Raw genomic sequence first — 24,162 nt, 5'->3', positions numbered from 1 at the left:
CTAACTTGTCGGGTAGAAACACCTATTACTAGGTATATCCCCCACAGATCCGTACGTGCCCAATTCAGGCATACGGCTCTTCACGACACTTATGCCTCAGATTATCCATATAGGCTCACATAAATACGTGGTCTTACTATAGGATGCTCCTTCAAAAACTGATTGAATCCATCCCATGTATAACTTTTCCTCTGACTACGCCTATTCATCCAAAAATAAAGAATCTGAATAACTCTCTTACGGAAGTTATCCATCATTTGATAGTTATCACTTATTCCATAATAATGGTAATACCCGATTAAAATCTGATTTACTTTTGCAAGAATATATTTCTTCTTTTCAAATCTCATGTCGCGTATAGTGATATTCATCTGTTTACATTTCTTCCGATATTTCTTATTGGCAGTTTTATGTTTTACTCTGAAATTACCGTTTCGGCTTTTGGAACAATAATGAGTGAATCCTAGGAAGTCAAATGTTTCTGGTTTGTTCCCCTGTCTTTTAAGGTTATCAGCAGCGAATCGACCAAAATAAATTAATCGAGTCTTTGATTCCTCTAAGGACAGTCCGAAGTGATTCATCCTTCTCTTAAGATGTTCATAAAAGAGTTCTGCGTCATTCTTATATTGAAAGCAGCACACAAAATCATCCGCATAGACAACTATGTCTGCATATCCTTTTAGCAGTGGTCTTATTTTCTCATTAAACCACCATACAAGAACATAATGCATATATATGTTCGCAATTATTGGTGAACATACGCTTCCCTGCCCGGCACCGAATTCGTTAACATAAAATTCTCCATTCTTAAGAATACCTGCTTTGAGCATCTTTTCTACCAGTCGGAGCACACTGTTATCTGTAATTCGTGATGAAATAAATTTCATTATCCAGTCATGATTCAAATTATCAAAGAAGCCTTTTATATCGGCATCCAGTATATAATTCGTCTTATGTCCTTCAATCATGTCATTTAGTTTTCTTATAGCTCCATGGCAGTTGCGGTTTGGTCTGAAGCCGCACATATTGCTGTAGAAATGGGGCTCAAAGACCGATTCCAAAACTTTCCTAAGTGCTTCCTGAACCAGTTTATCTTCATATGAATAGATACTAAGAGGTCTGGTTTTACCATTCTCTTTTGGTATTTCCACTTTACGTGCTGGTTTAGGTCGATAACTTTTATTCTTAAGCTTCTCCACTAGCTGTTTTAGATTGTTATCAAGATTTGAGTTATATTCTTCTTTTGAAATGCCATCAATCCCGACCGCTTTTCTGCCATCCATTTTGTAGTGGCATTCTTTAAGCATCTCAATGTTAATCAAATGCCCAATAGAATTAAATTTCATTTCTGGATGTTGTTTTGATAATTCTGAGATTCTCTCAAGTTTTGTTGTCATTATTTGTCCTACCTCTGAGTGTAGATAATGTTTCCCTTTTGATATGATGTCGTGTGGCTGGATATATGTTATCCGTTCTCGACTTCCCTCCAGTGGCATTACCCACCTTCATTAGTACTATTCGGCCATCCGACTACCTATACTCCATTTGATTTCCTTTTCTCATTCGTACGTCATACCTGTTAACACAGGAAAGTATAGGTTCTCCCCAGGTAACATACAGACATTGTAAAACATGGCTGGCTCTCAGACTCCGCCGTAGCATATGCTTCCTAACCCAAACAGAAACATACGTATTGTCTTCCGCCCGAAAGAAAACGTCGACCTACGGGTTACGTAGATTTCGGAGCTCAATCACTTTCAGCCCTATTTCCTAACTGTTTACACTTAGAATACATCGTTACCTCTGTATCCCCAAAACTCGCTACCAGTGGTGCGGCTACACCTTACTGGATGAGATTTCCACTCATTAATCTGTATGCCCTTCTGGGCGTACCCTTCGTCCTGCCTGCCCATAACCAGGGTGTCAGCTATGCTCCTTAACGGGGTCATGTGCCCCATGGTGACTATTTCTGCCGACTACTGGCTCATTCTTTGTATTGTTGATTACTGACTTGCTTCCTGTACCAGCACTGTGAGCAGTGGACGTTATCTGTTACATTCTGCTTGATTCAGTGGCTGTCCACATGACAGCCTCCACTATAGTTACTTGTCTTTCTTACGCAGCCTGTAGATAAACTGCCGGTCTCTTGATGTCACTGACCATTTTTTTCGGATCATAATCCACACCTTTAGTCAGCATCGCATAAAAGACACGTATCAACTTGGCTGCAATCGCCATAAGTGACTGCATTTTTTTCAACGGATTCAGCCTTCTGGTTGTGTAATAATTATGGAGTTCCCTGAACTCCTGGTTCTTCGACACAAGTGACATTGCAACCTCAAAGAGCAGATATCTGAGTCTCTTTCGACCTCGTCTGCTTATTGTTGTCTCGCCTTTGTGCTTTCCCGAACTATTTTCAACCAATGCCAATCCTGCAAGCTTCTGCAGTTCCTTCGGATTATTGAAGCGGCTGATATCACCTACTTCTGCAAGGAACCCTGACACTGTCCTGATTCCCACTCCTTTGATCTCTAACAGCTTTTCAGCCATCGGAATCTTTCTTACCAGTTCTTCAATTAGAACCATAACTTCTTGTAGACGCGTATTTCTGGATTCATAGTCCTCCAGAAGCATTCGGATTTCCATTCTTGCAGACACCGCACCTTCTTTGCTTCCAACGCTGTGCTCTGCAGCTTCTATCAGGGTCTTTGCCCTCGCTTTTCCAACTGCTCTTAACTTCGCATCACGCCAGATTTGGTTCACTCCATCGATACCTAACGTCAGGATATCTTCAGGGAGTGGTGCTGTTTTAAGGATGAGTATTCCGCTCTTGGCATCCGGCTTTCCATATACCGTCTTATATTCAGGAAAATATATATTGAACCAACGACTGATCCTGTTTTGAATTCTTGTAAGTTCCGCCTGTAACTGGAATCTTATGTTTGATGCTGTTCTAAGATCAGCGTAAACACCATCCGGCAGGTATGGGATCATGTAACGTCCCTCTCTAACTAATCCTGCTATAACTTTCGGATCCTTACGGTCATTTTTAGTCGGATTATTGTCGTCGAGTTCTTTTGATTTTTTCACATGGTGAGGATTTACAAGAACCGGTTTCATTTCATTATCATGTAGAAACTTTCCAAGATTGAACCAGTAGTGCCCGGTCGGTTCCATACCTGGAACCACCTTATCCTTCTCATGTCTTTCTTTGAGGTCCAGGATCCATTCCTTAAATGTCACAAATCCAGCCTCTGTGTTGCTAAACTTAAATGGCTTCTTCGAATACTCGATTCCTCTGTAATCAAAAGCTCTGGCATAGTGCGTTTCACTTCCGACATCAATTCCGAGTACCAAAGTTTTTTCTGTAATAGCTTCAATTTTTGCGTTCTGTGTGTTAGACTTCATTGTAAATACCTCTCTGTATAATAAGATTTTTACTAACCTGCCAGTCAGTAGTCTTATTGTACTCTGAGGTATTTTTAATTTTCAACATCCACGTTTTTTATTATACAGGAAGCTCCATATACGAAATTCTTCTATTAGTTGTCCTATAATATTTTCCTTCATACTCAATCACTTCTTCCAATTCCCCTGGCAGTGTATCTAAAATTTCTACTCCAGAATTGAATTCACAGTTTTCTGTTTTCATCTGCTTATTACCGGTATCAACTGAAATAATCATTTGTTTTTTCTCCCTTCAAAACCAAATGTAAAATTACTATACGCCTTGTATGCGTCTCTGCAATTTCACTATAGTGATTTTGGAAAATCTGTGTCAATAGGATTTCTGAAATAGTTATTTTTCTTCATAATCTTTGCATATCAGTTTTAATATGCGCTCGCTTTCCCCTTCATAGCCCCATAATATGCTTCCAACAGCTTCAAAAGCCTGTTCTCTCCAACGGAAGTATGTAGTTCTATGGATTCTGGTATATTGCGGAAAATGAGGCTCCAATTTATCTAATATTTCTTCTACATTTTCCAGTTTTGTTGAGGATAGATAGCTGTAATAGAGCACCCAATAGTATCGCTCGCCTTGCGGATGATACCTTCGCATAAGATCGACTGCTTCATCAATTAAACGTAGATACTGGTTTGATCGGCTGATTGCCTCTACCCGTTCTTTCTCGGATGCTAAATCTCTTTCCACATCCATTCCAGCCTGATAAATGGTGTCTAAGAATTCATCCACATCTGTGCCATACTCCATATGGAATCTTCTTTTTACCTGGCTGATTTTAATTTGCATTTGCCAGTTTACCACCCGGTATATCTTAAATAACTTTATTACATCATGATATGCGGTATTATCTTCCCCCTTATACTCCTTTGAAATTACTCCTGATCTTCCCCTTGCCACAGCTTTGTCTCATCCTTTCTTTTTTCATTTAGTTTTCTAAATGCCTCATCCATCTCATCGTCCATTTTTTCAGCTCTAACAAGGCAGCAATACATTAGTACAATAACCACTGCCAGCAAGGCCAAGAAAAAGAGCCAAAAATGCCACATTTTCGCTTCCTCCGTTTCTGAATTATAGAGTGGTACTATACTCTCCTATTATAAATAATGGAAAAAATTGTCGAAATGTGTAAAAAAATAAAAAAAATTGGGATTTATTTAAGATTTTTTCAATAGAAAAAGAAATTATTATAAGACACTATTGAGATTTCAATTTTATCACAAAAGTTTACTGCGCCATATAAATATAATCACAACAAAGCCAATGCTAAACTTATATCAACATTGCCGAATAGATTTATTTTTCATTTTGCGCAAAAATACGATAAACTATACCATTTACGCAATGCTCATTTTATATATCAGCATAAGATATCCTTGATTTTACTAATATTTCAAGCACTGCAAAGTAAACTTCGGTGAAGTCAGTACATACTCAGTTGCTTTGCAACTTATTTGTGAATAGCCTTTCATGTTCAGAGCAATTCTATCAGACAAAGAAATCCTTCATAAACGCATTCTCTTCACTAAAATTTTGAATCAGCACACTTGACAGATTTTCTAACAAATGCAATGGCTCCTTTTTTTTGTTTAATTCCGGATTTAATCTTTCAATTAAATATGCTTCCATTTCGCTCAAATACCTTTCAGCTCTACTATAAGGCGAAATAAATTCAAGTGGCACATATTCCTTGTCATCACTTAGAAACATAACCGTTCCAAAATATACTCGCTTATTGTAACCATTATAAATGGGATTATGTAATTTTAATGCTGCCAAATGACCATTAGAAAATCGACTTTTTTTAGAATCCGTCTTTCCTATATATACCAGTTTTTCTTCATGTTCATTATAAATAGTAATAAAATAAATATTATAGCAGCCAAATGGAGGTTCACCTATTTCTTGTAACACCCACCACTTTTCTTCCCTATCTAAATCATATCCGTTTTCTTCATCGATACCTGTTAATAAACAGACTTGCTCTATATATTCATGATGTTCATTCCAAGACTTTTTTAAATAACCCGTATCTATAGTATTCGCTTTATACAATTCCACTGCAATATCCAAAGAAATCCAAGCTCCATATTCTAAATTGGGCAATGCATTTGAAAAAAAATTATTTGGTGTTATACTTTCATTTCCTTTTATCCATGGTTTCAGCGGTTGATTTTTCATATTTTCTAATTCCTGTTATCTCACAATTTTTACTCTACTAATATTATATATCTTCCAACTTATTTCAGCAATCCATTTTTAAACCATGGATATATTTCCTAAAATAAAATTGTGTATTCTCTTTCCTCTTTAGTATGCTTAGATTTTCTGTTATAATAAATACACCGAATTATTCCTTCGCATGACCTAATTTTAAAGGCCTTAAATTCAAAAATAGGAGGTGTTTATAAGTAGAGGATAAACGGAATATTCAAAAAAGAGGTGATTATTATTTCAGTGAGTATAAAAAAACCGGATGGCATACAAATAGAATTAGATTCGACCAAGATTGTTGATGCCATCAGCAAATCAATCATTCGTGAAGAAGAAAAGAAGAATGAGAAAAAGTTGCGTAATTTTGCAATATTAGCTACTGGAAATGTACGGGCTAGTCGGTATATAAAAGAGCCCAAAATAAACATGTCGAAACTATTCTCTGGTATTTTCACCAGTATATGTTTCTGCAATTTTTTACAAGATTACAATGAGCGCAATATTTCTGTTACCTACATTCCAACGACAGATTACGAAAAAACAATAGTAGTTACGGCAGATTTTGTTGATACTACTATATTCGGTATGCCTGTTACAGTAAAACGTTCAACACAATTTGGTTTATTCTATGATTATTTTCAATATGATTTGAACATAGAGGAACTCTACCACGAATACGAAAGACTACTGCAGCGCAGAAAAGAACTGCGTGAATTAAGAAAATTGAAAATAAAACGTGTCAGTGAGATGATACGAGCTGCATGGTTGAACAGAAATACAAATGTAGGGAGAAGTAATACGGGCAGTGTAACTGATTCGATGCTTCTTTCACTTCCTACTCCTCCGACTTCTACTGCTATTTTTAGCAGTCTGGAGTCCGGGGGTGTTGTGAGTGTTATCGGATGATGAGCTGAAAAGATACCGTGAACTACTTAACGCCCAGAATGATAGTACATATTTCAAAAAAGAAATCGGTGCTAATCTAAAAAATGCGAGGGCTAACACCCCGCTAACCCAAGAAGATGTCGCTGAAATCTTTGACTGCGATCCAAGAAAAATTCGGCGTTATGAAAATGGAGAAGTCATGTGTTCATTAACACAGCTTATTAGCTTCTGTAAGGTTTACAAATGTACGTTGGAAGATTTGATGCCAGCAGAGACTATTTCTTATGTAAGCAGTTTAGCTGGAATGGACACAGAAATGCTGAAATCAATGATGAATGTTTTTAGAAAAACTGTTGGGCTAAAAACTGCGTAAGTAATTACCTATAGTCAGTGGTTGTGCCATTCATGGTATTATCTTCCAAGAGACAAATATTCACTTTCTGTATCCTTACGATATCTTGAGGTACTGTGATTTAAACTGAAAATATATAAGTAACCATACTATGCACAAGCTTAACAAAGAGAAAGAAATCACCCCAAAAGCAAAATCATATTAAGAAAAACTGAAAATATTTTTGAAAAATCGGACATGCCGTGTCCTAGGTAAACAGATAACTACTTCACGGTATGTCTGTTTTTTATTATTTTGGAGCTTGTTAAGCGATGAAATACCCGAAAAAAGCAGGTAAAGAATGAAAATTTAATTACCATGCCATGTCCTGTTAAGGCACATAATTTTGAATTATTATAAGCTTGCCTCAAGGGAACAAAGACATGAGATATCACAATGCCACACACTCTCTAAAAGATGCATTATAACATGCCCTGCCTTGAAGACTAATAATATCTCAAAGTCGGATGCATACGACAGTGGAAGTTTATAACAATTCAGCACTTAGACAGTAAATTACATGATAACAGCAAGTCTGATGAGCGGATTGTGTAGACACCCCTTGTCTGTGTGTTTTTTTCTTATCCAGACTAAAAATCTAAGCCAATGGGTGTCCAATCATAACGACCGCTGTGTATGCGTCCCAGAAAGGACACGAAAATGGATAATAACATAACTATTCAGAACACCATATCAATTGGCATTGAAATCCCCCCTGAAACGTTTATAAATGAAAAAACGATAAACGTTCAAAACTTGATTATTGAATCTAGTAGCACCAATAATGGCACAATTTGTATTCCTGATAATGTTTCTAATAATATTGTTGTTCCAAGTAAAAAGAAAAAAATTTTTATTGTTCATGGGCACGATAATGAAGTAAAGCTTGAAGTTGCCCGCTTCATAGAAAAAATTGGACTTGAGCCTATAATTTTGCACGAACAAGTAAACAGTGGAATGACAGTTATAGAGAAAATTGAAAAATACTCAGATGTAGAATTTGGAATTGTTTTATATACCCCTTGCGACTTGGGATATGTAAAAGGGAAGAAGAAAGAAAAAAAGGCCAGGGCAAGACAAAATGTTGTATTTGAACATGGTTACTTAATTGGTAAATTAGGTAGAAATAATGTGTGTGCATTAGTCAAAGGTGATATTGAATTACCAAATGATATTTCTGGCATTGTTTATATTCAATTAGATAGTAATGGCAGCTGGAAAATTCCTTTAGCAAAAGAACTAAAGCTATGTATTTAAAACCTCTCAAAAGAAGGAATTTGTCCATGGCCATGATATTACCGTTTATAATTATGGAGCGGATCACCAGGAATGTCTTGCCCATGTGCTGCGTTACCTAAAGGACAGTATAGATAATGAGCTTGACCGCACTTGGAACAAAGAGATGCGTTCGCTGTTACAGGATATGATTCATTTCTGCAACGGATGCCAGCCATTTCTGGAACCAGAGCCGGTAAAGATCTCTGAATTAGAAAAAAGGTACCGGGAGGTACTGGAAACAGTCAGAACGGAATATGGAAACGTTCCAGCAAACAAGTATTACAGGGATGGGTATAACTTATTTCTGAGAATGGAGAAATATATGCAGAACAATCTGATGTTCCTGCATGATTCCCGTGTACCTGCCACTAATAATGAAGCCGAAAGGCGTCTAAGAAGCTATAAGCGGAAACAGGCGCAGGCTGTAACATTCAGGAGTTTCGAAAGTATCGATTATCTCTGTCAATGCATGAGCATGTTTGTTTTGATGCGGCTGGAAGAACCAGCGAATAATTGGACAGAGTGTCCGGGATATTCAGATAAGAAAACTGATGGCTTTGACAATTATTAGTCTGCACCTTCGTTTTTCTCAAGTCCAGCTAACTTCTGAGCAGTAACTGACCGATATTTTTTGACATAATTAGAGTTTAAGCTTTATTGTAAATCCGCTTCCATTATGATAATATAATATTAGAAAATATAACTTTGAAAAAGATCCAGTTACTTAACTTGAAAGAAGGTGCCGAAATAAACTTTTCAGCCAATACTCAAAATCATACAAATGAGGAATCTGATCACTATATGAAACAAACTGTAAAAGCCAGTGTTTTTGAAGATTTATTTTCAAATAAGGAATATCTGCTGCAACTTTACCAGGCTTTGCATCCTGAAGATACTACCGTCTTGGAATCAGATCTGGAATATGTCACTCTCCAACAGGTAATGGCCAATAACCCATATAATGATCTTGGATTTAAAGTTGGTTCCCGCTTAATGATTCTCGTAGAAGCACAGTCAACCTGGACAGAAAATATTATTGTCAGATGTATTATGTATCTGGCTCAGACCTGGAAAGATTATTTTATTTCTTCCAAACAAAGCGTTTACGCTTCGACGAAATTGGAATTTCCAGAACCAGAATTATATGTTCTATATACTGGTTCCAAAACAATTAGCAAAACCGAAATTTCTCTTTCTGAAGAATTTTTTGCTGGAAAACCAATTGCAATTGATGCAAAGGTAAAGGTTCTAATAACCGGTAAAAACAACGATATTATTACCCAATACGTTTTATTTACCAAGGTCATTGATGAACAAAGAAACCTGTATAAAAATAATACGCAAACAGCTATTACAGAAACTATTCGTATTTGTAAGGATAAAAATATTTTAAAAGAATATCTTGAAAATCACGAAAAGGAGGTCATTGATATTATGGTAACCTTATATAGTCAGGAAGAAGTTTTACGTGATTATGTTACAAGTGAAAAATTTACCTCAGAGGTAAAAGGCATCGTCGAACTTTCACAGGAACTTGGCCGTTCTTTCGCAGACACAGTTTCCTATGTTGCAAAAAAATGCAACGTTTCCAAAGACATTGCGGAACGGAAAGTGAATTCTTTTTGGAATTGATTGAATGAGTTGAATTCTCCTTGGTCCCTGGAAGCTTATAACCTAGCTGAAAAGTAACCAATAAATCGACACCGAGCAGGAGGCTAATCATTAATTGATTAGCCCCTCTGGTCTACACATAATTTATCTGATACTTATACCTTTATATTTCGTAATTCGCATATTGAGATAACATACTTGCTGCCACCAGAACAAATTTTCTTGAATCAGCATCAAATTCACATTTACCTATTGTTTTTTGGTAATCATTGCCAGAATATTTATTTACAAATATAGCATTATAAATCTCAAGAATTTTTTCTTCAGGTGTAATCAATTTCTTTTTTTCTATTTGAGAAAAAGATTCATCCTCTTTTAAGAAACGACAAAGTAGTCCAGTACTAAATTCTTTAGTGTTTAATATATCAACCATAGGTTTTCCACTTTTTCCAGAAATAAACTGTTCATACATTGATATATCTACCATTTTCAATCCTATAATAATTGGAACTATACAAGATAACATAAATTGTCTAGCTTCTCCATCTGGAAATATACAATTCCATTTTTCATCATCATGTGTAGGAACATAGGCCGCAGTTCGTACCTGCCGATAAAAACGAGTTATTTCTCTTAATTGCATATTATAAACATCAATAATACGTCTAGAAATTATTTCTAAATAGTACCTTCCATTTAACTCTATATTCATGTAAAATTTCTTTTTGTCAACCGGAGGCAAGTTAATTCTTAAATAAAAGAATCGATCTAAATATCTACACGCATCAAATGAATCTCCATAATAATTTTTTATTGTATGCTGCAATTCCTCTGTGTTAATTGATAATACGTATGTAATTCTCTCATCGTGCATGTAATGTTTTATTTGTTCTAATAATCGAACTGTAAAACTGGGTTTACATCTATCCAATTCATCAATAAAAACTACTAATCGATTTCCACGCTCATTCAATGCTTCTGAAAAAAAATCTTTCAATTTTTCTTCTAACGCCTTTTGTTCTTTGAATTTTGAGAGTGGATTATCGCTCTTCAAATTTTCTATAATTCCCTTAAGATTTTTTCCACTAAAAACATCTAAAACTGCACCGCCCAATTTAAAAAAATCTGTATCAGGATCAAATGTATAGGTCATCCCCAACTGCTTCGCGATTTCATATACAAGTGACACAATAGGATCTGTATCATTATCATTTTCCCATGCATCATAATATATAGCAAGATTACAATCATCATAATTATCACTTTCAGTCAAGAATAATTTTGATAGTATCTTCTCTCTTTTTTCTTTTTCAATTATACTTACAGGTTTTTTTGCATTAATCACCATCGTAGATTGTTTTATAAAAAATGTTTTTCCGCTTCCCCATTTTCCATCTACCGCAATAGTACTTGCTCCCTTCTGCGCAAGCAACAGATTATAAAAATATGATAATTGCTGATTTCGCCCCAGCAGATCCGCTTCCAATGTTTTTATTAAATTTTCCTCTGTTGGCAGTATCTCAAAATTTTCCATTTTATCTTTCCTCATCTGAATTTTATTTCTTCCCTTACAAATAGCTGAAATTAGTCCTTTCCTTTACATATTTCTGGCAAATATTCATTCCAGTACCACTCACTATCAATAATTGATTGATATAACGCAGTTTTCCATGAATTAAGTGAAATGGATTTTTCATCTTTAATCAAATCTTGTAAAACTTCAACAGCTAGTTCCTTTTTTCCTTTTTGAAAACATTCTTTTAATCTTGTTTCCCGACTGCAATACTCTTCTGCTGCATGCAATTTATATATATTATTCAAGCAAAATCCTTGTTCAGAAAACGAATGACTTATTCGCTGTCTTTTCTCTTCAGATATATCAATTGGTGGATCTGCATAAAATTGAAATGAAACCGGTTCCATTTCTATAAGTTTTGCCTTCAGCCACACACAGTCATCAAAATTATCATAATATGGATGAAATGGCTCTTCTACACGATTATGAAATGTTGAATCTAACTTTCCAGTATTACAATCTGAACAAGCTGGAATAAGATTATAAGGTGTAACAGTGTAAGCAACATACTTTGATTTTGGCAAAAAATGATCCACTGTTTTTACTAAATTTTGTTGACAATAAGGACATTTTCCATAGGGTGCCAAAGCTAAGATTTTATCATAAAATGCTCTATTCGGTTGATTTTTCGGAACAAATCTTTGCGTATATAGAGCTTCCATATCTTCTTTAGTTGCAATATTGTCAATTGTGTCATGCTCAGGTATTATATGCAATTGTCCATGCTGAGCTAATTCATCATATTCTTCTGTTTTTTTCTTTATTTTTTCCTTAACTAATGTGATTCTCTTTTTTCGAGGATTTTGCATATGAACCAAACAATTATCTATAATCGTTTCCATATCAAACTGTGGCTTTTCTAACTTTTTCATTAAGTGTTTTCCTTATCATACATATACGCTCGAAGTATTGATTTGGCTTCTTTTCCAAGTTCTCCTTGAAACTCGTTGAGAGCTTTTTCATATGAGTTTTTCCTATCAGCAACATTCTTTAGAATTGTATGAAATCCAGTGCTTCCAACATCATAGCCAAAAATCTCTGTAGTTATTTCCCCCAGATTTTCTCCAAAAGTTTCAATTTCTGGATGTTCAAATTTTCGATACTTCCCATGTCCCCTAATTTTCCATACGCATCTTCTAGGCACTTCCTGCACAATAACAGGAGAATGGGTTGCAATAATAGCAACTCCATTTCTGTAACTCATTAACTCTGATAATGCCCGAATAAAAGCTGATACAAGCGGTGGATGTAAATGCTCTTCTGGTTCATCCATGATTACAAGTGTTTTTTCTTCTACAAAATTAACCAAATTTACAACCGTTAACAAAATAATTTTATGTCCTGAACTCAACTTTGAAAACTGATTATTAATAATTTCGCGAAAGAAATTCTTTTCAATATTATTTTTTTCTTCTATTGACTTTTCTGTTGCAAGTATCATTTTCTCTAACTTACTTTTTTCTTGAGATATCCAAGATCCTATATCTAATTCTTTAAACGTCGAATCTGTTTCTAGGATTTTAACAGAGCGTTTCCATAATTCATTTTTGGTAATGCTTTTAATCACATTCCAGTAGCTTTCAAAAAACATATCTGGCAATTGATCATATTTTACATTTCGCTTCCGAGTATCATTTTCATAACGTACATCTATCAATCCAATATACTTATAAAATATCATTTTGTCAAAGACATCAACTTCAGTAATGGGATCATCAAACATACTAAAAGAAATATTAACAATATTTGAAAAGTTTCCTCCCCAGCCAGTAATGAATTCTCCATATGTATGCAAATCATTATTACATAATAAAGTTTTAAGCATTTTTTTTATAATTGTAGTTTTCCCTATTCCATTTTTTCCTATAAGGACATAAATATTACTTGGTGGGGTATTATTCTCTCCCTCCACATAAAAATCTAGCTCTAAATTTTCGCCAGTAGTAATGTCTTTATCAGGCAAAATGTATTTAAAATCATAATCTGTCAGGACAGCGCCACCATCCGCAATTCTATGAAACTGTTCTTTGACTGCATAATATGAAAAGTCTCTCATAAGAGAACGCTGAGTAACGCGTTCCTCGCGAACAGTCTCCAATAACTTCAAATCATACGCTATATCATGCAATGCTATTAGAATTTCTACACGTGGAATTCCTTCTCTTTTAAGATTTTTATAATATTCCAAACTTACACCAAGTGAAAAATAATCTGTAGGTAATGTTTCAAATTCGTCTGGAATATCTGGGCGATCTTCTGTTTGTCCAATTCTACCAATTCGTACTCCACCAATATGTTGATTTTTATAATACATTTGGTACATAGTTCGATATTCAAAATAATCATTCCAATTATCATTTGTCAAATAAACGATTTCTGAATTGGTCATCACACAATTTCTACTTACAATGTTAAACTTCATATGTGTTCTTTATTCACTCCCCACTATTATTTTGTAATAAATTCTAACTAATTTTCTTCTACTCGCAGAATTTTCTGATATTTCGCCAAACCATGTCAAATAAATAAAGTGGCGAGATGCTCACTGTAACATCCCGCCAGGCTCCTACTCTGTAAAATATAATTTGTTTGCTTAGATCATGTTTAATCTTTTATACTGATAGCAATTCAGCATTTTTATAGTATCTTCAATCTGTTTTTCATCCATTCCTGCAACATCAGCAATCTGAGCGATTGTATAGCCTTTATCGCACATTTTCATAATCATTTCTCGTTTACCAATTTCAATTCCAGCTTCTTTAATTTTCTGACTCAAATTACATATGGCACTCACATCCTCTCTGAAATCTTTTTCAATCGGAATCTTATATTCATTTTCTATAATATCCAGTTTTTCATCTACAGATAGATCTGAGACAACAGAGCTCCCAGTAATTTATGTAACTCATATTTTTCTTCATGAATAGGAATATCTTCCGATAGACCAATCATTACAATATTGATCAAATCAAGTTTTCCCTTCCAGGCATGTAAATTCACAATGCTTTCTTTTACTAGATGAATATGTTTCAGACTATTTTCAGTCATATTCATACAAACCCAAATAGAATAAACGCATTTAATATCGTTATAGCTTGTCCAGGATGCTTTTCTGACCAAGTAACCTTTTCGCACTTTCATCATATTGTGCGTCTTTATCTGTCGTAAGAATTGAATTTTTAATCTCTGTGTTCAACGGTATTCTCCCTTTCTACAGTATATCAAATCTGTTCTTCGACTATATTGTTATTATACTCTAAAGTTGCAACTGTAACAATAATATTTTTCTATTTTAGCGTCCAAAAAGGACCGAACTTTACATAAATAAATGTAAAATCCGGCCCACTTCTCATGTTCTTATAACCAAACTGTACTCAAGATCTGGTGTTAAAAAATTTTTTCTAGGTTGTTTTACTGCACTGAACACTACACTGTTTTTGAGAATAAACCATGCTATTTACTACTATTTTGTGCCACTCTTAAAAGTCTCCGAGTAATCAAAAAATACCGCAAAATCAAGTGTTTTTAATCTTTTCCATCAATTATACAAAACACCGGTCAAGTATGGGCGACATGTTCATTCTTTTGCCAGAACCCCTTGATTTATCTACATTTGCGCCGCTTTTGGAAGTGTTACTGCACGGTTTCTGCACGGTATTTTCATTTTTTGTTTCATTTGTATTCATCTTATTCTTCTCTTACTATCATCATAAAATATCGTAGTTTTATTAAGTGTTTTGTAAATGCGGATTCGGTGTGCATGAAAATCAATGTCTTCCCACATAAGAGCTGCCAGTTCTCCAATACGCATCCCAGTGTTTAAAATAATATAAAACACCTCATAATATCTGGTTTTCATCCTTTCCCGACCAGATCACAAGTACATCAGAATATTAACACGTTCCAGAAAAATATTCAAGTCTCCTGTTTTTCCAACCATTTCTCAAATTTTTTCTTATGAACAAGGGTTCTTCGCCCAATCCGAACGGTAAAATCATTTTCTGCCATTAAAGTTCGCACTATCCTTTCAGACAATCCGGTAAGTCCGCAAGTTTCTTTTACTGAAAGAAGAAGTTTCTCATTTTCTTCTCGTCCGCCTCTACTTTTCAACATAACTGTTCTCCTTTCGAAATTGTGTTCTGTTTATATGGTTTTTTCAGACTCTCGTTGTGCTAATAGTTTTTCCATAGCTTCCTGTCTTGTGATTTTTTCCCGCTTTGCTTTTATCGCAACATATTCCTGTGCAAGATTATACGCAGTGCAGCAGGCATTGTAGCTTTTATAGATTTCTCTGCGAAATTCAAATTGTTTTTCCAGCTTTTTCTCATAGCAATATACGACAGCTTCTTCAAACATACAGGATGTTTTCTTCATATGATTTTGAACCGACTTTTTGGTTATTCCCAAACCTTTATAACAGCGTTCTTTTGATTCATATTTCTTTCCCAGAACATTAACAGGCTGTGGTTCAAGCATTTTGCCTTTGACAGGAACTTGCTTTTGAGCCTTTTGCAGCTTCTTTTCTTGTTTTCTTTTATAATATCTGACAGCGTCTTGGACAGAAACGCCTTCCTGCAGCATCTTATTGCATACCCAGCGATATGAAACTTTCTGGTCCTCGCAGCACTCACGGAAATCTGTATAGATTCGATCTCCTATTTGAGGAACTTCTTTTACAGACACCACTTGTCTGTCTGCGTAGTAGGTTGCCGCTTCCGTTGTTTCTCTCTCAGTTCACAATATACCGAAAGCTATGATTTTCCATATATCTGTAGATATTATTTATTGAAAAATGCCGTAATTCTGCAACAGCGCAATAATAGAAAAAAACTCCACTCGGTATATGAGTAGAGCTTTTTTATATATTCATTCATACTTAAAAGTCAGTTAATTGTTAATGTTCCATTAGCGGCACATTTTATTGAAAAAGTGCCACCCATTCCTTTTCCTGTTTTCACATGCGTACAATAAAAATATCCCAGTACAGTATTACCTGCTTTTTCAGCTCTATTTGTAATTACATTGTATACATTTGGAACAAATACTTTGCATTCGGTAGTTGCATCTGTGCACTGTGCACTTTTTCCATTGTATTTAAACGTACCCTTTAAAATATAACGTACAAATACAGTATTAGATTTTTTATTTATAATTCTATATGTTCTTGTTCCAGTTTTAGTTTTCCATGAAGATCTTGCAAATGAAGGAATACTTTTTTCATAAGTTGTAATTTCAATCATTGTGTCTTCATCCAGATCATAACATTCTTTTTGAAGCAATGTTGCATTTTCCATATCCTCATATGGAGCAACTTCTCCATCTGCTTTAACAGTTGTCATACTAACCAAAGATATAATTGTTGCAAGCAATACACACAATACATTCTTAATTCTTTTTACTTTTCTCATCGTAAATATCTCCTTTTCTTTTTTTATGTAAATTAGGTAATTACTTATTTCCTCCCTTCTTGTTGCTCTCATTTTTCTAATTCAATTTTGTAAATCTACTGTAAATTCATTTCCTACAGGAACAGCTAATTCTTCTGGTGACTGATTTTCATTGTATTCTTTTCCTATTTCCTCTGCATAAAAATCGCCATAATCTTCTTTTTTATATAAAATATTACTTTCTTCATTCTCTGTGTACTGATATAACTGTAGTGTCAATTTTTTTGCATTCCTCGCACTTCCAGGCTCTGCTAATTCAAATATCAGTTCTGGATTTCGGTAAGAAATGAGATTAAATGAAATTTCATTTCCCACATCATCTTTTCCACGAATCCATAGTTCAGTATTTTCATTCATATCTGGAAGTGTTCCATAAAGAGTACAGCTGAAGAGATTGTATTTTGCTTTTGAAATAGTTACAGTTTGCTTTTCGTCCAATTGTATAAATTGGTCAATGAATACTTCTTTTGTATCTCTTTCAAGTATTTTTGGATCAGCAGTAAAAGAAAAATTATATTTATCTTTTATGTAAAGCTGGTCCCCTTTTGTATTAAAATTACCGATTGTAATTTCAAAATTTTGTTTAGCTGAAGATGCCTTTAGAGAAAATCTTGCTACATAATCTTTTGATTTGGAGTCGGTATTATTATAATTAGAATATTGTCTTTCCAATTCTAATTTGACTCCATCAACACTGGCTTCAATGCTGCTCATAGATACGTCATTATTTCCATTTTCATCTGTCATGGAATATGCTATCCATAAATTCTCATCATCCACTGCTACTTCTTCTAAAGAAACCTTAACTCCATTCTTTGTGATTTTATTTTGAATCTGTTTTATATATTCTCCAGTATCTTCAGAGATTCCCAGAATCTGTCCAATTAGAGAAGTCATTTTCTCCCAGGCTGCTTTTACTTCATTCTGATGTGTCAGTCCCAATCCGACAATCATTACGATTACTGCACATGCAATTACTTTTTTTAATGGCATCTTAAATGTTTTTATTTTATTTTCTTTCCATGGTTTTGAAGCCTGGTATATATAATTATCATTAATGTCTGCAAATGTTGTTAAAAAATCCCAGCCTTTATTATTCTGCATACCCAGCCTCCGTCAATAAATAATAAAGTTTCTTTCTACTACGGGCTAAAATTGACTTAATCCTGCTTTCCCCACAGTTGTGTCTATCCGCTATCCTTTTGATAGAATCCATGTACCAGTATCGCCTTACAAAAATATCCCGGTCACGTTCTGAAAGTGTACCTAAAAAAGCATCAAAAATATCTATGATTTCTTTTTTTCTTAAATACGTTTCAATATCCGAGGCAATTATGTTCCCTATTTTTTCAACTTCACCAGCTATGTCCTCCATATGAGAATCCGTCCGCTTCTGCGCATTCTTCTTACGGTATCGATCAATTGCGGTATTCCTTGTTATTTTAGATACAAAAGAAGCTAAAATGGATGGTCTTTTGGGTGGGATGCTGTTCCAAGTAAAAAACCAGGTATCATTTACGCATTCTTCAGAATCTTCCCGGTTATATAAAATATTATGGGCAACGGAATAACACATGTTTTCATACTTATTTTTTGTTTCAGCAATGGCATTTTCATCTCTTGCAAAATATAAATTTATGATCTGTACATCATCCATTTTTTTAATTTTCTCCTTCTACTTTATATGACGTTTTTATTATAATTGGTCGCATAAAAAATAGAAATAATTTATTATTTTTTTGTCAGCAGAAAAAGAAAACATATCATGCTTTCTTTTCCTGCCCGTTTTTTTATTGCTCCAGTACTTCTGTTACATAACTTCCCTGTTCATCAACAGCAATTACTTTTTCCGGTCCATCTTCCGTCTGAATAATCTGTCCAACATACACTTGATCCTGAGGACCGTCATAATTCAGATCTGGATTTTCTATTGATTCCCATGGATAAATTACTTTTTCACCTTTTTCATTGAAAAATTCATGTAACTCAATACCAGAACTGGCAGCTACGGAAACAGTTCCAATCAGCATACTGGCAATTACACTTATCCATATTTTTTTTCGTTTCATTTTGATATTCCCCCAAATTACTATTTTTTCGTGTATCCACATATTTTACAGGTCTTTTTTAATGCAGGATAAGAATGCTTGCTACAATAAGACCATGGGCTGTACGTTTTTATTCCTATACGATTACATTTTTTACATTTGTTTGATATGATCAATCGTTCTTTATAACATATTCCCGCTGTTCCCACAGTCTGAAAATCTGTTTTTTTACCGCGTGCTTCCAAATATCTCGCTGGATGTTCACAAGGAGTATTCGTTGCGTACGTTCTGATATCATTAATTGGCTCTGTTACAAAAGAACCATCTTCATAAACTCTAATTACTCTTTCCAAAGAACCATTTTCTGGCATATAAACATCCACACCGGATAAAGATTCCTGCGTTTCATTTTTAGAAGCTATAACTGTCGTACCCATTCCAATTACATTTCCCATAAGTGTAACACCTGTCATTAATACTACCATCCATTTTTTTAATCCATTCATAACCTTCCAACTCCTTTTCTTTTTGGCATTTTAAATACTCAGTGTTGCTATCCCCCTTCCTGCATTATTTCATTTTTGTTTCTTACTATATATCACGCAAAAATTTGTTTTCCGTCGCATAAAGGAATTAATATTATTCATCTATTACATCTGATTCATTTCGCACTAATCAAAATCCAATATTTCAATATCTTTTATGTTTTCTTCCGTCATTTCTTCTTCCTCCTGCGGCAGTTCACACCATACCACCAGCCTTTTGGACGAATCAGCACCACAGGTAGACAATAGAAGCTGTGACGTTTCCACTGGCTCTCCCAGCCAGAAAGTATCACTATCCGCTTTTACATATCCACATTTCGTTACCGTATATACCAGTTCTCTATTATCTGGAAGATATAAATATACCTGATTATGTTCTTTTAAATATGATTCCTCTTGAAAGCGGTGCAGTCCTTGGAACATACTGCCATCTTTCATATTGTGTCCGTACAGGATGCTCTTCCGGTTGGAAAAATCAGCTTCATTATCCATATCCAGAAAAATGCTTCCTGCTGCATGCTCCGTCTTTTGAAACGTGTGCTTTAAATAGTAGGCATTGTCTTTTCCTTGTACCACCGGATAATCGATTTTTGTATCCGGAATCCGAATCCAGGCAATGATGTCCGAATTAATTTTCTTTAAGGCTTGAAAATCAACGGTCGTCTTATTTGCCGGTGTCGGAGCTTGCACCTCACTTTCATTCTCTTTTCTTTCTTCCTCTTTTACATATTCCCGTAGGGTCTCGTATTCTTGTTCGCCCTCCCGGTACATAAAAAAGGTACTGACTGCCATGCAGATTCCAAATCCTAACAAAAAAAGACTGACCGATGCAATCAGAATCTCTTTAATCTGCTTCATAACATCCTCCGTTTCTTATTTTTCTGCAAGAAAAAAGGACCGCCACCGAAGTGACAGCCCAGTTTTTCTCAATCGTGATTTTTCCGTTTGGTATACCAGATGATTCCAGCAATTCCTCCTACTGACAGGAGCAGTAAGAAGAACGGCAGCCAGATATTGGTATCATCCTCAGTCTTTGGACTGTTGGAATAGCCGCCTGTTGGAATCCGTTCATTGGTAAGCTCTTTGGTAATCTCAATCTCCTTGGTGTTTCCATCCTCATACGCAAAGATTACGGATTCCTCTTTTTCGCTTCTTACATAGCCTTCCGGTGCCTTGGTCTCTACCAAAACATACTTTGCGATCAAAGTCTCTGCAATCTGATCATTCAGTTTTTGTCTGCCAGCAAGGTCTCCCACCATTCGTTGTGCATAAAAATCCATGGGCAGATGAAGCATATGCCACATAAATGAGGCATTTGATACAATAGCAAGCTTTCCTTTAATTCTGTAAAGATATATCTCATTAAGAAAACCAACAATCATTCGGAATATAGCAGTGAAAAGCATTGCCACCAGAAGCATTTCAAGCCAATGCATATTATGTCCGGGCAAAATCTGATCCGTAAATATTCTGGCAAACACGGGAGTAACCAAGCCTACAAAAGCAACAAGGGCTGCCGTAATCATTACAAAAATCACAGAAGCCGTTGTATTGGCCAGTCTATCCTTCAAAAACTTAAATACACTTTCCGGCTTTCCACCCTTCTCAAAGTTTTCTCCTGGTGTGAACTCAATACATACTCCTGTAAAAGAATGATCAAATTCTTCCATTGTTACCTTGATTGTTCCACGTGCAGGATCATTAATTACAGCTGCATTTTTGGTAAAACTGCATAACACAACAAAATGATTAAAGTTCCAATGAATAATTGCAGGATAAGTAACATTCTCTTTTACTTCGTCTACCCCATATCGATGCGCTTTTACCTCCAGCCCATAACTTCTTCCAGCTTTTGCAATACTGGAAGCTTTGCTTCCATCTCTTGATACTCCACAATCACTACGAACTTGTTCAAGCGGTAACCACTTGCCATGATACGCAAGAATCATAGCAAGACTTGCTGCACCACATTCCAGGGCTTCCATCTGCATAATAACCGGAACTGTAATTCTTTTTTTTCTCTTTTTCATAGCACGCTCCTAATCCAAAATAAATTGAATTGGTTTCATTTCGGCTGTTGTAATGATAACTGTTGCCAGCATATTTGGGGTAATGTCTTCTTCAGCTATAACCCGAACTTCATAAGAATAGTTTCCATCAAGCACATTATCCGCAAACCAGTCTTCTGATATTTCAGCACGAATTTCTTCCTGTGAATAAGGATTCTGACTCACTGCTTCCACTTTGCCACTGATGTTTCTTCCATCAGGCAGTGTAATATTTGCCTTACATCCTATCAGGTTTGTGTTGGCATTTTCTACACATTCATAGCAGTTAATCACATTACCTCCAACAGTAACTCCTTTCACTGTCATCGTCTGTGGAAGACTTCCTACAACGCTCCATACAATCACAGATATTACTGCCACCAGAAGTGCCGCCATAATTAACCAAACCTTCGGATGAGACACCTTAATATATGCATCTAATTGTTCCGGAGATTCAACACGATCAAGACTTTCCCTTCTAAATATATTCTGTTTATCCACTTTTCCATCCTCCAGTATGCAATTTGTTTATCATATCATCTGACTGATGCTGTATTTTTATCATTTGTTTATTGTATCTGGTCTCTGACGCTTTGCATCAAAGATCTCTAGATAAAAATAATTTTTTCTTCATATAATGTGACAAATTCTCTTCTGATGTTTATAAACAGATAGGAAGCATTCGAATTCTTACAGGAAAGGAGAACTATTATGAGCGAAATCAAACAGAACATTACAAACGAATTATCTGAAGAAGAATTAGAAAATGTTGCCGGTGGTTTTGGCCGTCCTACTATGGATGATCCCAGATATAGGGAGCAGATGAGGATAAACAATATGTTAAAACGAGGCATGAATATGGAGGAAATTCAAAAAGCGTTGAAGTCCTATTCGTAAATAACTATATCAATCCTTCCGGGCAGCCTTAGGGCTGCCCCTGTTTTTCTCTGGTCACCTTATCACTTCCACGATTAGTCAGAGTTCCTGCCAGTACCACCGTTCCTGGCACCAGCACCATGATATATATGATTCCAAGCCCAAATCTGAGGAACTTGCCAAGGCTTCGGCTTATTTCTTCTATTATATATGGGCACCCTGTATTTATCCACCAGTACAAAGGAATTAATGCAAAAATACTGATAAACAACCTTAGCTTTTGCGAAATTCTGTCAAAATCTAATTGTCTTTTTTCCAGTATCCTGCAGATGACAAAGGATGCAATAAATCCGACTCCTTCATATGCATCTCCCCGCATTTTAGCAGGATCAACCAGAAGTGATCCATCCGGCAGATAATCAAGTGGATATGGTTTGTATTCATAGTACAGCACAGCAGCAATACAGATCAAAAGCCCTGCCACAAGAATCATGAGGTCTCTTTTTTTTTCTTTTTCACTCCACAATTCCAACCACCCGGTCAGATACATCATAACTGCTGTTGATATAAATCCCACCAGAACATCCTGCGGAGTATGTACTCCCAGATAATTTCGTGAAAACATAGTCAGGAATACCAGCACAAACAACAGACCTGCAACGACACTGTGCTTTTTTTCCATGAACCAAAGTCCACTTCCACCGAACATAGCCGTTGCCCGCGTTGTATGCCCACTTGGAAATGAATATCCGGTAGCTGCTGTTTTAGAATCACCATAGGGTAAAATCCGTGTATCCCGTATCCATGGGCGATAGACACAGAAAGTAAGCTTTAAAAATCCGTTGATAAACAGACCGCCCCCAAGTCCTGCCAGGATTTTTCGTCCCGCCTTCCGGTCAAATGCCCAGTAAATCATACACATCATTGCAATAGGTAAAAATCCTGCGGACAGCTTTGTTACTGCATTCATAAGCGGTGTCAGAATACTGCCAACCGTTTCGCGAAATTGTTGCAGGTACAATAAATACTCAATATCCATAGCTTTCCTCTTTCTGCTGTTCTTTCAGGCGAAAATAAAGCTGTGACTGTGTTAAATACTGATATGGTCCGGCAAAGAATATATTAACCAACCCGAATGTTATAATCCCCAGAAGGCTCCATCCTATAAAAGACAGATCTAATACAAATGCAGCCCACTTATTTCCCTTCATCATCTGACGGCTCTTTTCAAAAGCTTCTTTTCGATTCATCTGTGGATTCTCTGCCAACAAAAACGGAATCATCATATACTCATACTGTTTTATAATTCCCGGAATTATAAACAAAAGACTCCATAAGCTTACAAACAATGTCCGCAAAAACATAATCCAGCCAACATTCTTTCCATCTCTCCTGTTGATCACCGACCAGATACATCTCGTCTCCGCTGTTCCGTATTCACATTGAATAAACAGCTTTTTACATCCCACCTCCAGAGGATTCCAAATCAAAATCGTCATAATAAAGTTAACAAGCAACGCAACTGCCACAATTCCAAGTGCAATTCCTAAAACAAGGCCAAAATCATCAGTTTCTACTGCGCCTATCACTTCATCAAAACTTCCGGAAGAAGACCTTTCTACTACCGAGACCACTCCTGAACCTCCAATCAGGGATAATATAACTCCTGCCAGAACTGCTTTCCAATAATTTATCTTTAAAAGCTGTTTGGCACACTCTTTCAATTCTCTCCTTGTCCACATATACAATTCCCTCCTCTTCAAACTACCCATATGCAAAT

At 35.7% G+C, this 24,162-nt stretch carries 29 protein-coding genes; 6 read left to right on the top strand and 23 right to left on the bottom strand.

The annotated features are described in order from the left end of the window. Window positions 1-101: 101 nt before the first annotated feature. The 6 genes from ltrA to AB5170_RS13885 all read right to left on the bottom strand — a co-directional run bounded on the left by ltrA (window position 102) and on the right by AB5170_RS13885 (window position 5,644). Window positions 102-1,397 (bottom strand): group II intron reverse transcriptase/maturase, encoded by a 1,296-nt coding sequence (gene ltrA, locus AB5170_RS13910; RefSeq protein WP_118580340.1) that lies wholly within the window; start codon window positions 1,395-1,397, stop codon window positions 102-104. A 718-nt stretch (window positions 1,398-2,115) separates the two neighbouring features. Continuing rightward, entirely contained in the window at window positions 2,116-3,408 is a 1,293-nt protein-coding gene (locus AB5170_RS13905) for an IS110 family transposase (RefSeq protein WP_148462084.1), read from the bottom strand. 100 nt (window positions 3,409-3,508) lie between these two features. Then, entirely contained in the window at window positions 3,509-3,685 is a 177-nt protein-coding gene (locus AB5170_RS13900) for a hypothetical protein (protein WP_173736147.1), read from the bottom strand. A gap of 114 nt (window positions 3,686-3,799) precedes the next feature. Next, window positions 3,800-4,252 carry a hypothetical protein gene (locus AB5170_RS13895; protein WP_233456117.1) on the bottom strand — a complete coding sequence of 151 codons (453 nt, stop codon included), beginning with the start codon at window positions 4,250-4,252 and terminating at the stop codon, window positions 3,800-3,802. Window positions 4,253-4,338: 86 nt separating this feature from the next. Then, entirely contained in the window at window positions 4,339-4,512 is a 174-nt protein-coding gene (locus AB5170_RS13890) for a hypothetical protein (RefSeq protein WP_173736148.1), read from the bottom strand. Between the two features lie 439 nt (window positions 4,513-4,951). Next, window positions 4,952-5,644 carry a hypothetical protein gene (locus tag AB5170_RS13885; RefSeq protein ID WP_117854346.1) on the bottom strand — a complete coding sequence of 231 codons (693 nt, stop codon included), beginning with the start codon at window positions 5,642-5,644 and terminating at the stop codon, window positions 4,952-4,954. 276 nt (window positions 5,645-5,920) lie between these two features. On the opposite strand from AB5170_RS13885, the gene AB5170_RS13880 reads away from it, so the two are divergent. From AB5170_RS13880 to AB5170_RS13860, 5 genes are all read left to right on the top strand, one after another. Then, on the top strand, window positions 5,921-6,583 hold the full coding sequence (locus AB5170_RS13880; RefSeq protein ID WP_117854345.1) for a hypothetical protein: 663 nt from the start codon (window positions 5,921-5,923) through the stop codon (window positions 6,581-6,583). Then, entirely contained in the window at window positions 6,570-6,935 is a 366-nt protein-coding gene (locus AB5170_RS13875; RefSeq protein WP_117854344.1) for a helix-turn-helix domain-containing protein, read from the top strand. Before AB5170_RS13880 ends, AB5170_RS13875 begins: the two co-directional genes overlap by 14 nt. A gap of 678 nt (window positions 6,936-7,613) precedes the next feature. Next, the gene (locus AB5170_RS13870; protein WP_226815536.1) at window positions 7,614-8,210 is read left to right on the top strand and encodes a TIR domain-containing protein; all 597 of its coding nucleotides are present in this window, start codon (window positions 7,614-7,616) and stop codon (window positions 8,208-8,210) included. 85 nt (window positions 8,211-8,295) lie between these two features. Continuing rightward, complete coding sequence (locus tag AB5170_RS13865) at window positions 8,296-8,802, top strand: transposase (RefSeq protein ID WP_237963662.1); 507 nt, start codon at window positions 8,296-8,298, stop codon at window positions 8,800-8,802. A gap of 134 nt (window positions 8,803-8,936) precedes the next feature. Next, window positions 8,937-9,863, top strand: a complete 927-nt coding sequence (locus AB5170_RS13860) for a hypothetical protein (RefSeq protein ID WP_117854342.1) — start codon at window positions 8,937-8,939, stop codon at window positions 9,861-9,863. A gap of 142 nt (window positions 9,864-10,005) precedes the next feature. Here AB5170_RS13860 and AB5170_RS13855 read toward each other — a convergent pair whose 3' ends face one another. From AB5170_RS13855 to AB5170_RS13785, 15 genes are all read right to left on the bottom strand, one after another. Then, window positions 10,006-11,376 carry a P-loop NTPase fold protein gene (locus AB5170_RS13855; protein WP_148462082.1) on the bottom strand — a complete coding sequence of 457 codons (1,371 nt, stop codon included), beginning with the start codon at window positions 11,374-11,376 and terminating at the stop codon, window positions 10,006-10,008. Between the two features lie 50 nt (window positions 11,377-11,426). Next, window positions 11,427-12,290 (bottom strand): HNH endonuclease, encoded by an 864-nt coding sequence (locus tag AB5170_RS13850; RefSeq protein ID WP_117854339.1) that lies wholly within the window; start codon window positions 12,288-12,290, stop codon window positions 11,427-11,429. Beyond that, the gene (locus tag AB5170_RS13845; RefSeq protein WP_368365077.1) at window positions 12,290-13,840 is read right to left on the bottom strand and encodes an AAA family ATPase; all 1,551 of its coding nucleotides are present in this window, start codon (window positions 13,838-13,840) and stop codon (window positions 12,290-12,292) included. The genes AB5170_RS13850 and AB5170_RS13845 overlap by 1 nt, the downstream gene beginning before the upstream one ends. Window positions 13,841-14,011: 171 nt before the next feature. Further along, entirely contained in the window at window positions 14,012-14,194 is a 183-nt protein-coding gene (locus AB5170_RS13840) for a helix-turn-helix domain-containing protein (RefSeq protein WP_226815537.1), read from the bottom strand. 906 nt (window positions 14,195-15,100) lie between these two features. Beyond that, window positions 15,101-15,277, bottom strand: a complete 177-nt coding sequence (locus AB5170_RS13835; RefSeq protein WP_148462081.1) for a tyrosine-type recombinase/integrase — start codon at window positions 15,275-15,277, stop codon at window positions 15,101-15,103. A 56-nt stretch (window positions 15,278-15,333) separates the two neighbouring features. Next, entirely contained in the window at window positions 15,334-15,531 is a 198-nt protein-coding gene (locus AB5170_RS13830) for a helix-turn-helix domain-containing protein (protein WP_148462080.1), read from the bottom strand. A 30-nt stretch (window positions 15,532-15,561) separates the two neighbouring features. After that, window positions 15,562-16,104: a hypothetical protein gene (locus tag AB5170_RS13825; RefSeq protein ID WP_148462079.1), complete on the bottom strand. Its 543-nt coding sequence runs from the start codon at window positions 16,102-16,104 to the stop codon at window positions 15,562-15,564. A 197-nt stretch (window positions 16,105-16,301) separates the two neighbouring features. Further along, window positions 16,302-16,826 carry a hypothetical protein gene (locus AB5170_RS13820; protein WP_148462078.1) on the bottom strand — a complete coding sequence of 175 codons (525 nt, stop codon included), beginning with the start codon at window positions 16,824-16,826 and terminating at the stop codon, window positions 16,302-16,304. An 81-nt stretch (window positions 16,827-16,907) separates the two neighbouring features. Continuing rightward, a complete protein-coding gene (locus AB5170_RS13815) occupies window positions 16,908-17,969 on the bottom strand; it encodes a DUF4179 domain-containing protein (RefSeq protein WP_148462077.1) in 1,062 nt (353 codons plus the stop codon). Next, window positions 17,959-18,522, bottom strand: a complete 564-nt coding sequence (locus tag AB5170_RS13810; RefSeq protein ID WP_148462076.1) for an RNA polymerase sigma factor — start codon at window positions 18,520-18,522, stop codon at window positions 17,959-17,961. Before AB5170_RS13810 ends, AB5170_RS13815 begins: the two co-directional genes overlap by 11 nt. A gap of 133 nt (window positions 18,523-18,655) precedes the next feature. After that, the gene (locus tag AB5170_RS13805; protein WP_148462075.1) at window positions 18,656-18,934 is read right to left on the bottom strand and encodes a hypothetical protein; all 279 of its coding nucleotides are present in this window, start codon (window positions 18,932-18,934) and stop codon (window positions 18,656-18,658) included. A gap of 20 nt (window positions 18,935-18,954) precedes the next feature. Then, complete coding sequence (locus AB5170_RS13800; protein ID WP_148462074.1) at window positions 18,955-19,419, bottom strand: hypothetical protein; 465 nt, start codon at window positions 19,417-19,419, stop codon at window positions 18,955-18,957. 165 nt (window positions 19,420-19,584) lie between these two features. Beyond that, complete coding sequence (srtB, locus tag AB5170_RS13795; RefSeq protein WP_148462073.1) at window positions 19,585-20,316, bottom strand: class B sortase; 732 nt, start codon at window positions 20,314-20,316, stop codon at window positions 19,585-19,587. A gap of 68 nt (window positions 20,317-20,384) precedes the next feature. After that, a complete protein-coding gene (locus AB5170_RS13790; RefSeq protein WP_368361793.1) occupies window positions 20,385-21,488 on the bottom strand; it encodes a cysteine peptidase family C39 domain-containing protein in 1,104 nt (367 codons plus the stop codon). Between the two features lie 9 nt (window positions 21,489-21,497). After that, window positions 21,498-22,007, bottom strand: a complete 510-nt coding sequence (locus tag AB5170_RS13785) for a hypothetical protein (protein ID WP_148462072.1) — start codon at window positions 22,005-22,007, stop codon at window positions 21,498-21,500. Window positions 22,008-22,217: 210 nt separating this feature from the next. Between AB5170_RS13785 and AB5170_RS13780 the strand changes: the two genes are divergently transcribed. After that, a complete protein-coding gene (locus AB5170_RS13780; RefSeq protein WP_148462071.1) occupies window positions 22,218-22,403 on the top strand; it encodes a hypothetical protein in 186 nt (61 codons plus the stop codon). Window positions 22,404-22,431: 28 nt separating this feature from the next. On the opposite strand, the gene AB5170_RS13775 is transcribed toward AB5170_RS13780, so the two are convergent. Next, window positions 22,432-23,421, bottom strand: a complete 990-nt coding sequence (locus AB5170_RS13775; RefSeq protein WP_118330790.1) for a phosphatase PAP2 family protein — start codon at window positions 23,419-23,421, stop codon at window positions 22,432-22,434. Further along, complete coding sequence (locus AB5170_RS13770) at window positions 23,411-24,124, bottom strand: DUF975 family protein (protein WP_117676027.1); 714 nt, start codon at window positions 24,122-24,124, stop codon at window positions 23,411-23,413. The genes AB5170_RS13775 and AB5170_RS13770 overlap by 11 nt, the downstream gene beginning before the upstream one ends. Window positions 24,125-24,162: the final 38 nt, after the last annotated feature.

The organism is Ruminococcus sp. RTP21484sp1_RTP21281st1_A8_RTP21281_210402 (assembly GCF_040914025.1).
GTDB classification, from domain to species: Bacteria; Bacillota; Clostridia; order Lachnospirales; family Lachnospiraceae; genus Blautia_A; species Blautia_A faecis.
Note: the sequence above shows the minus strand (reverse complement) of the source record. Positions and strands in the feature narration are given on the sequence as shown.

Coding starts and splice junctions, on each gene's coding strand:
- AB5170_RS13790 (WP_368361793.1), bottom strand. CDS start 21,488: ATGAAAAAGAGAAAAAAAAGAATTACAGTTCCGGTTATTATGCAGATG.
- AB5170_RS13830 (WP_148462080.1), bottom strand. CDS start 15,531: ATGTTGAAAAGTAGAGGCGGACGAGAAGAAAATGAGAAACTTCTTCTT.
- AB5170_RS13815 (WP_148462077.1), bottom strand. CDS start 17,969: ATGCAGAATAATAAAGGCTGGGATTTTTTAACAACATTTGCAGACATT.
- AB5170_RS13845 (WP_368365077.1), bottom strand. CDS start 13,840: ATGAAGTTTAACATTGTAAGTAGAAATTGTGTGATGACCAATTCAGAA.
- AB5170_RS13810 (WP_148462076.1), bottom strand. CDS start 18,522: ATGGATGATGTACAGATCATAAATTTATATTTTGCAAGAGATGAAAAT.
- AB5170_RS13805 (WP_148462075.1), bottom strand. CDS start 18,934: ATGAAACGAAAAAAAATATGGATAAGTGTAATTGCCAGTATGCTGATT.
- AB5170_RS13800 (WP_148462074.1), bottom strand. CDS start 19,419: ATGAATGGATTAAAAAAATGGATGGTAGTATTAATGACAGGTGTTACA.
- AB5170_RS13870 (WP_226815536.1), top strand. CDS start 7,614: ATGGATAATAACATAACTATTCAGAACACCATATCAATTGGCATTGAA.
- ltrA (WP_118580340.1), bottom strand. CDS start 1,397: ATGACAACAAAACTTGAGAGAATCTCAGAATTATCAAAACAACATCCA.
- AB5170_RS13835 (WP_148462081.1), bottom strand. CDS start 15,277: ATGAAAACCAGATATTATGAGGTGTTTTATATTATTTTAAACACTGGG.
- srtB (WP_148462073.1), bottom strand. CDS start 20,316: ATGAAGCAGATTAAAGAGATTCTGATTGCATCGGTCAGTCTTTTTTTG.
- AB5170_RS13770 (WP_117676027.1), bottom strand. CDS start 24,124: ATGTGGACAAGGAGAGAATTGAAAGAGTGTGCCAAACAGCTTTTAAAG.
- AB5170_RS13885 (WP_117854346.1), bottom strand. CDS start 5,644: ATGAAAAATCAACCGCTGAAACCATGGATAAAAGGAAATGAAAGTATA.
- AB5170_RS13855 (WP_148462082.1), bottom strand. CDS start 11,376: ATGGAAAATTTTGAGATACTGCCAACAGAGGAAAATTTAATAAAAACA.
- AB5170_RS13820 (WP_148462078.1), bottom strand. CDS start 16,826: ATGAGAAAAGTAAAAAGAATTAAGAATGTATTGTGTGTATTGCTTGCA.
- AB5170_RS13895 (WP_233456117.1), bottom strand. CDS start 4,252: ATGCAAATTAAAATCAGCCAGGTAAAAAGAAGATTCCATATGGAGTAT.
- AB5170_RS13780 (WP_148462071.1), top strand. CDS start 22,218: ATGAGCGAAATCAAACAGAACATTACAAACGAATTATCTGAAGAAGAA.
- AB5170_RS13850 (WP_117854339.1), bottom strand. CDS start 12,290: ATGAAAAAGTTAGAAAAGCCACAGTTTGATATGGAAACGATTATAGAT.
- AB5170_RS13775 (WP_118330790.1), bottom strand. CDS start 23,421: ATGGATATTGAGTATTTATTGTACCTGCAACAATTTCGCGAAACGGTT.
- AB5170_RS13890 (WP_173736148.1), bottom strand. CDS start 4,512: ATGTGGCATTTTTGGCTCTTTTTCTTGGCCTTGCTGGCAGTGGTTATT.
- AB5170_RS13905 (WP_148462084.1), bottom strand. CDS start 3,408: ATGAAGTCTAACACACAGAACGCAAAAATTGAAGCTATTACAGAAAAA.
- AB5170_RS13900 (WP_173736147.1), bottom strand. CDS start 3,685: ATGATTATTTCAGTTGATACCGGTAATAAGCAGATGAAAACAGAAAAC.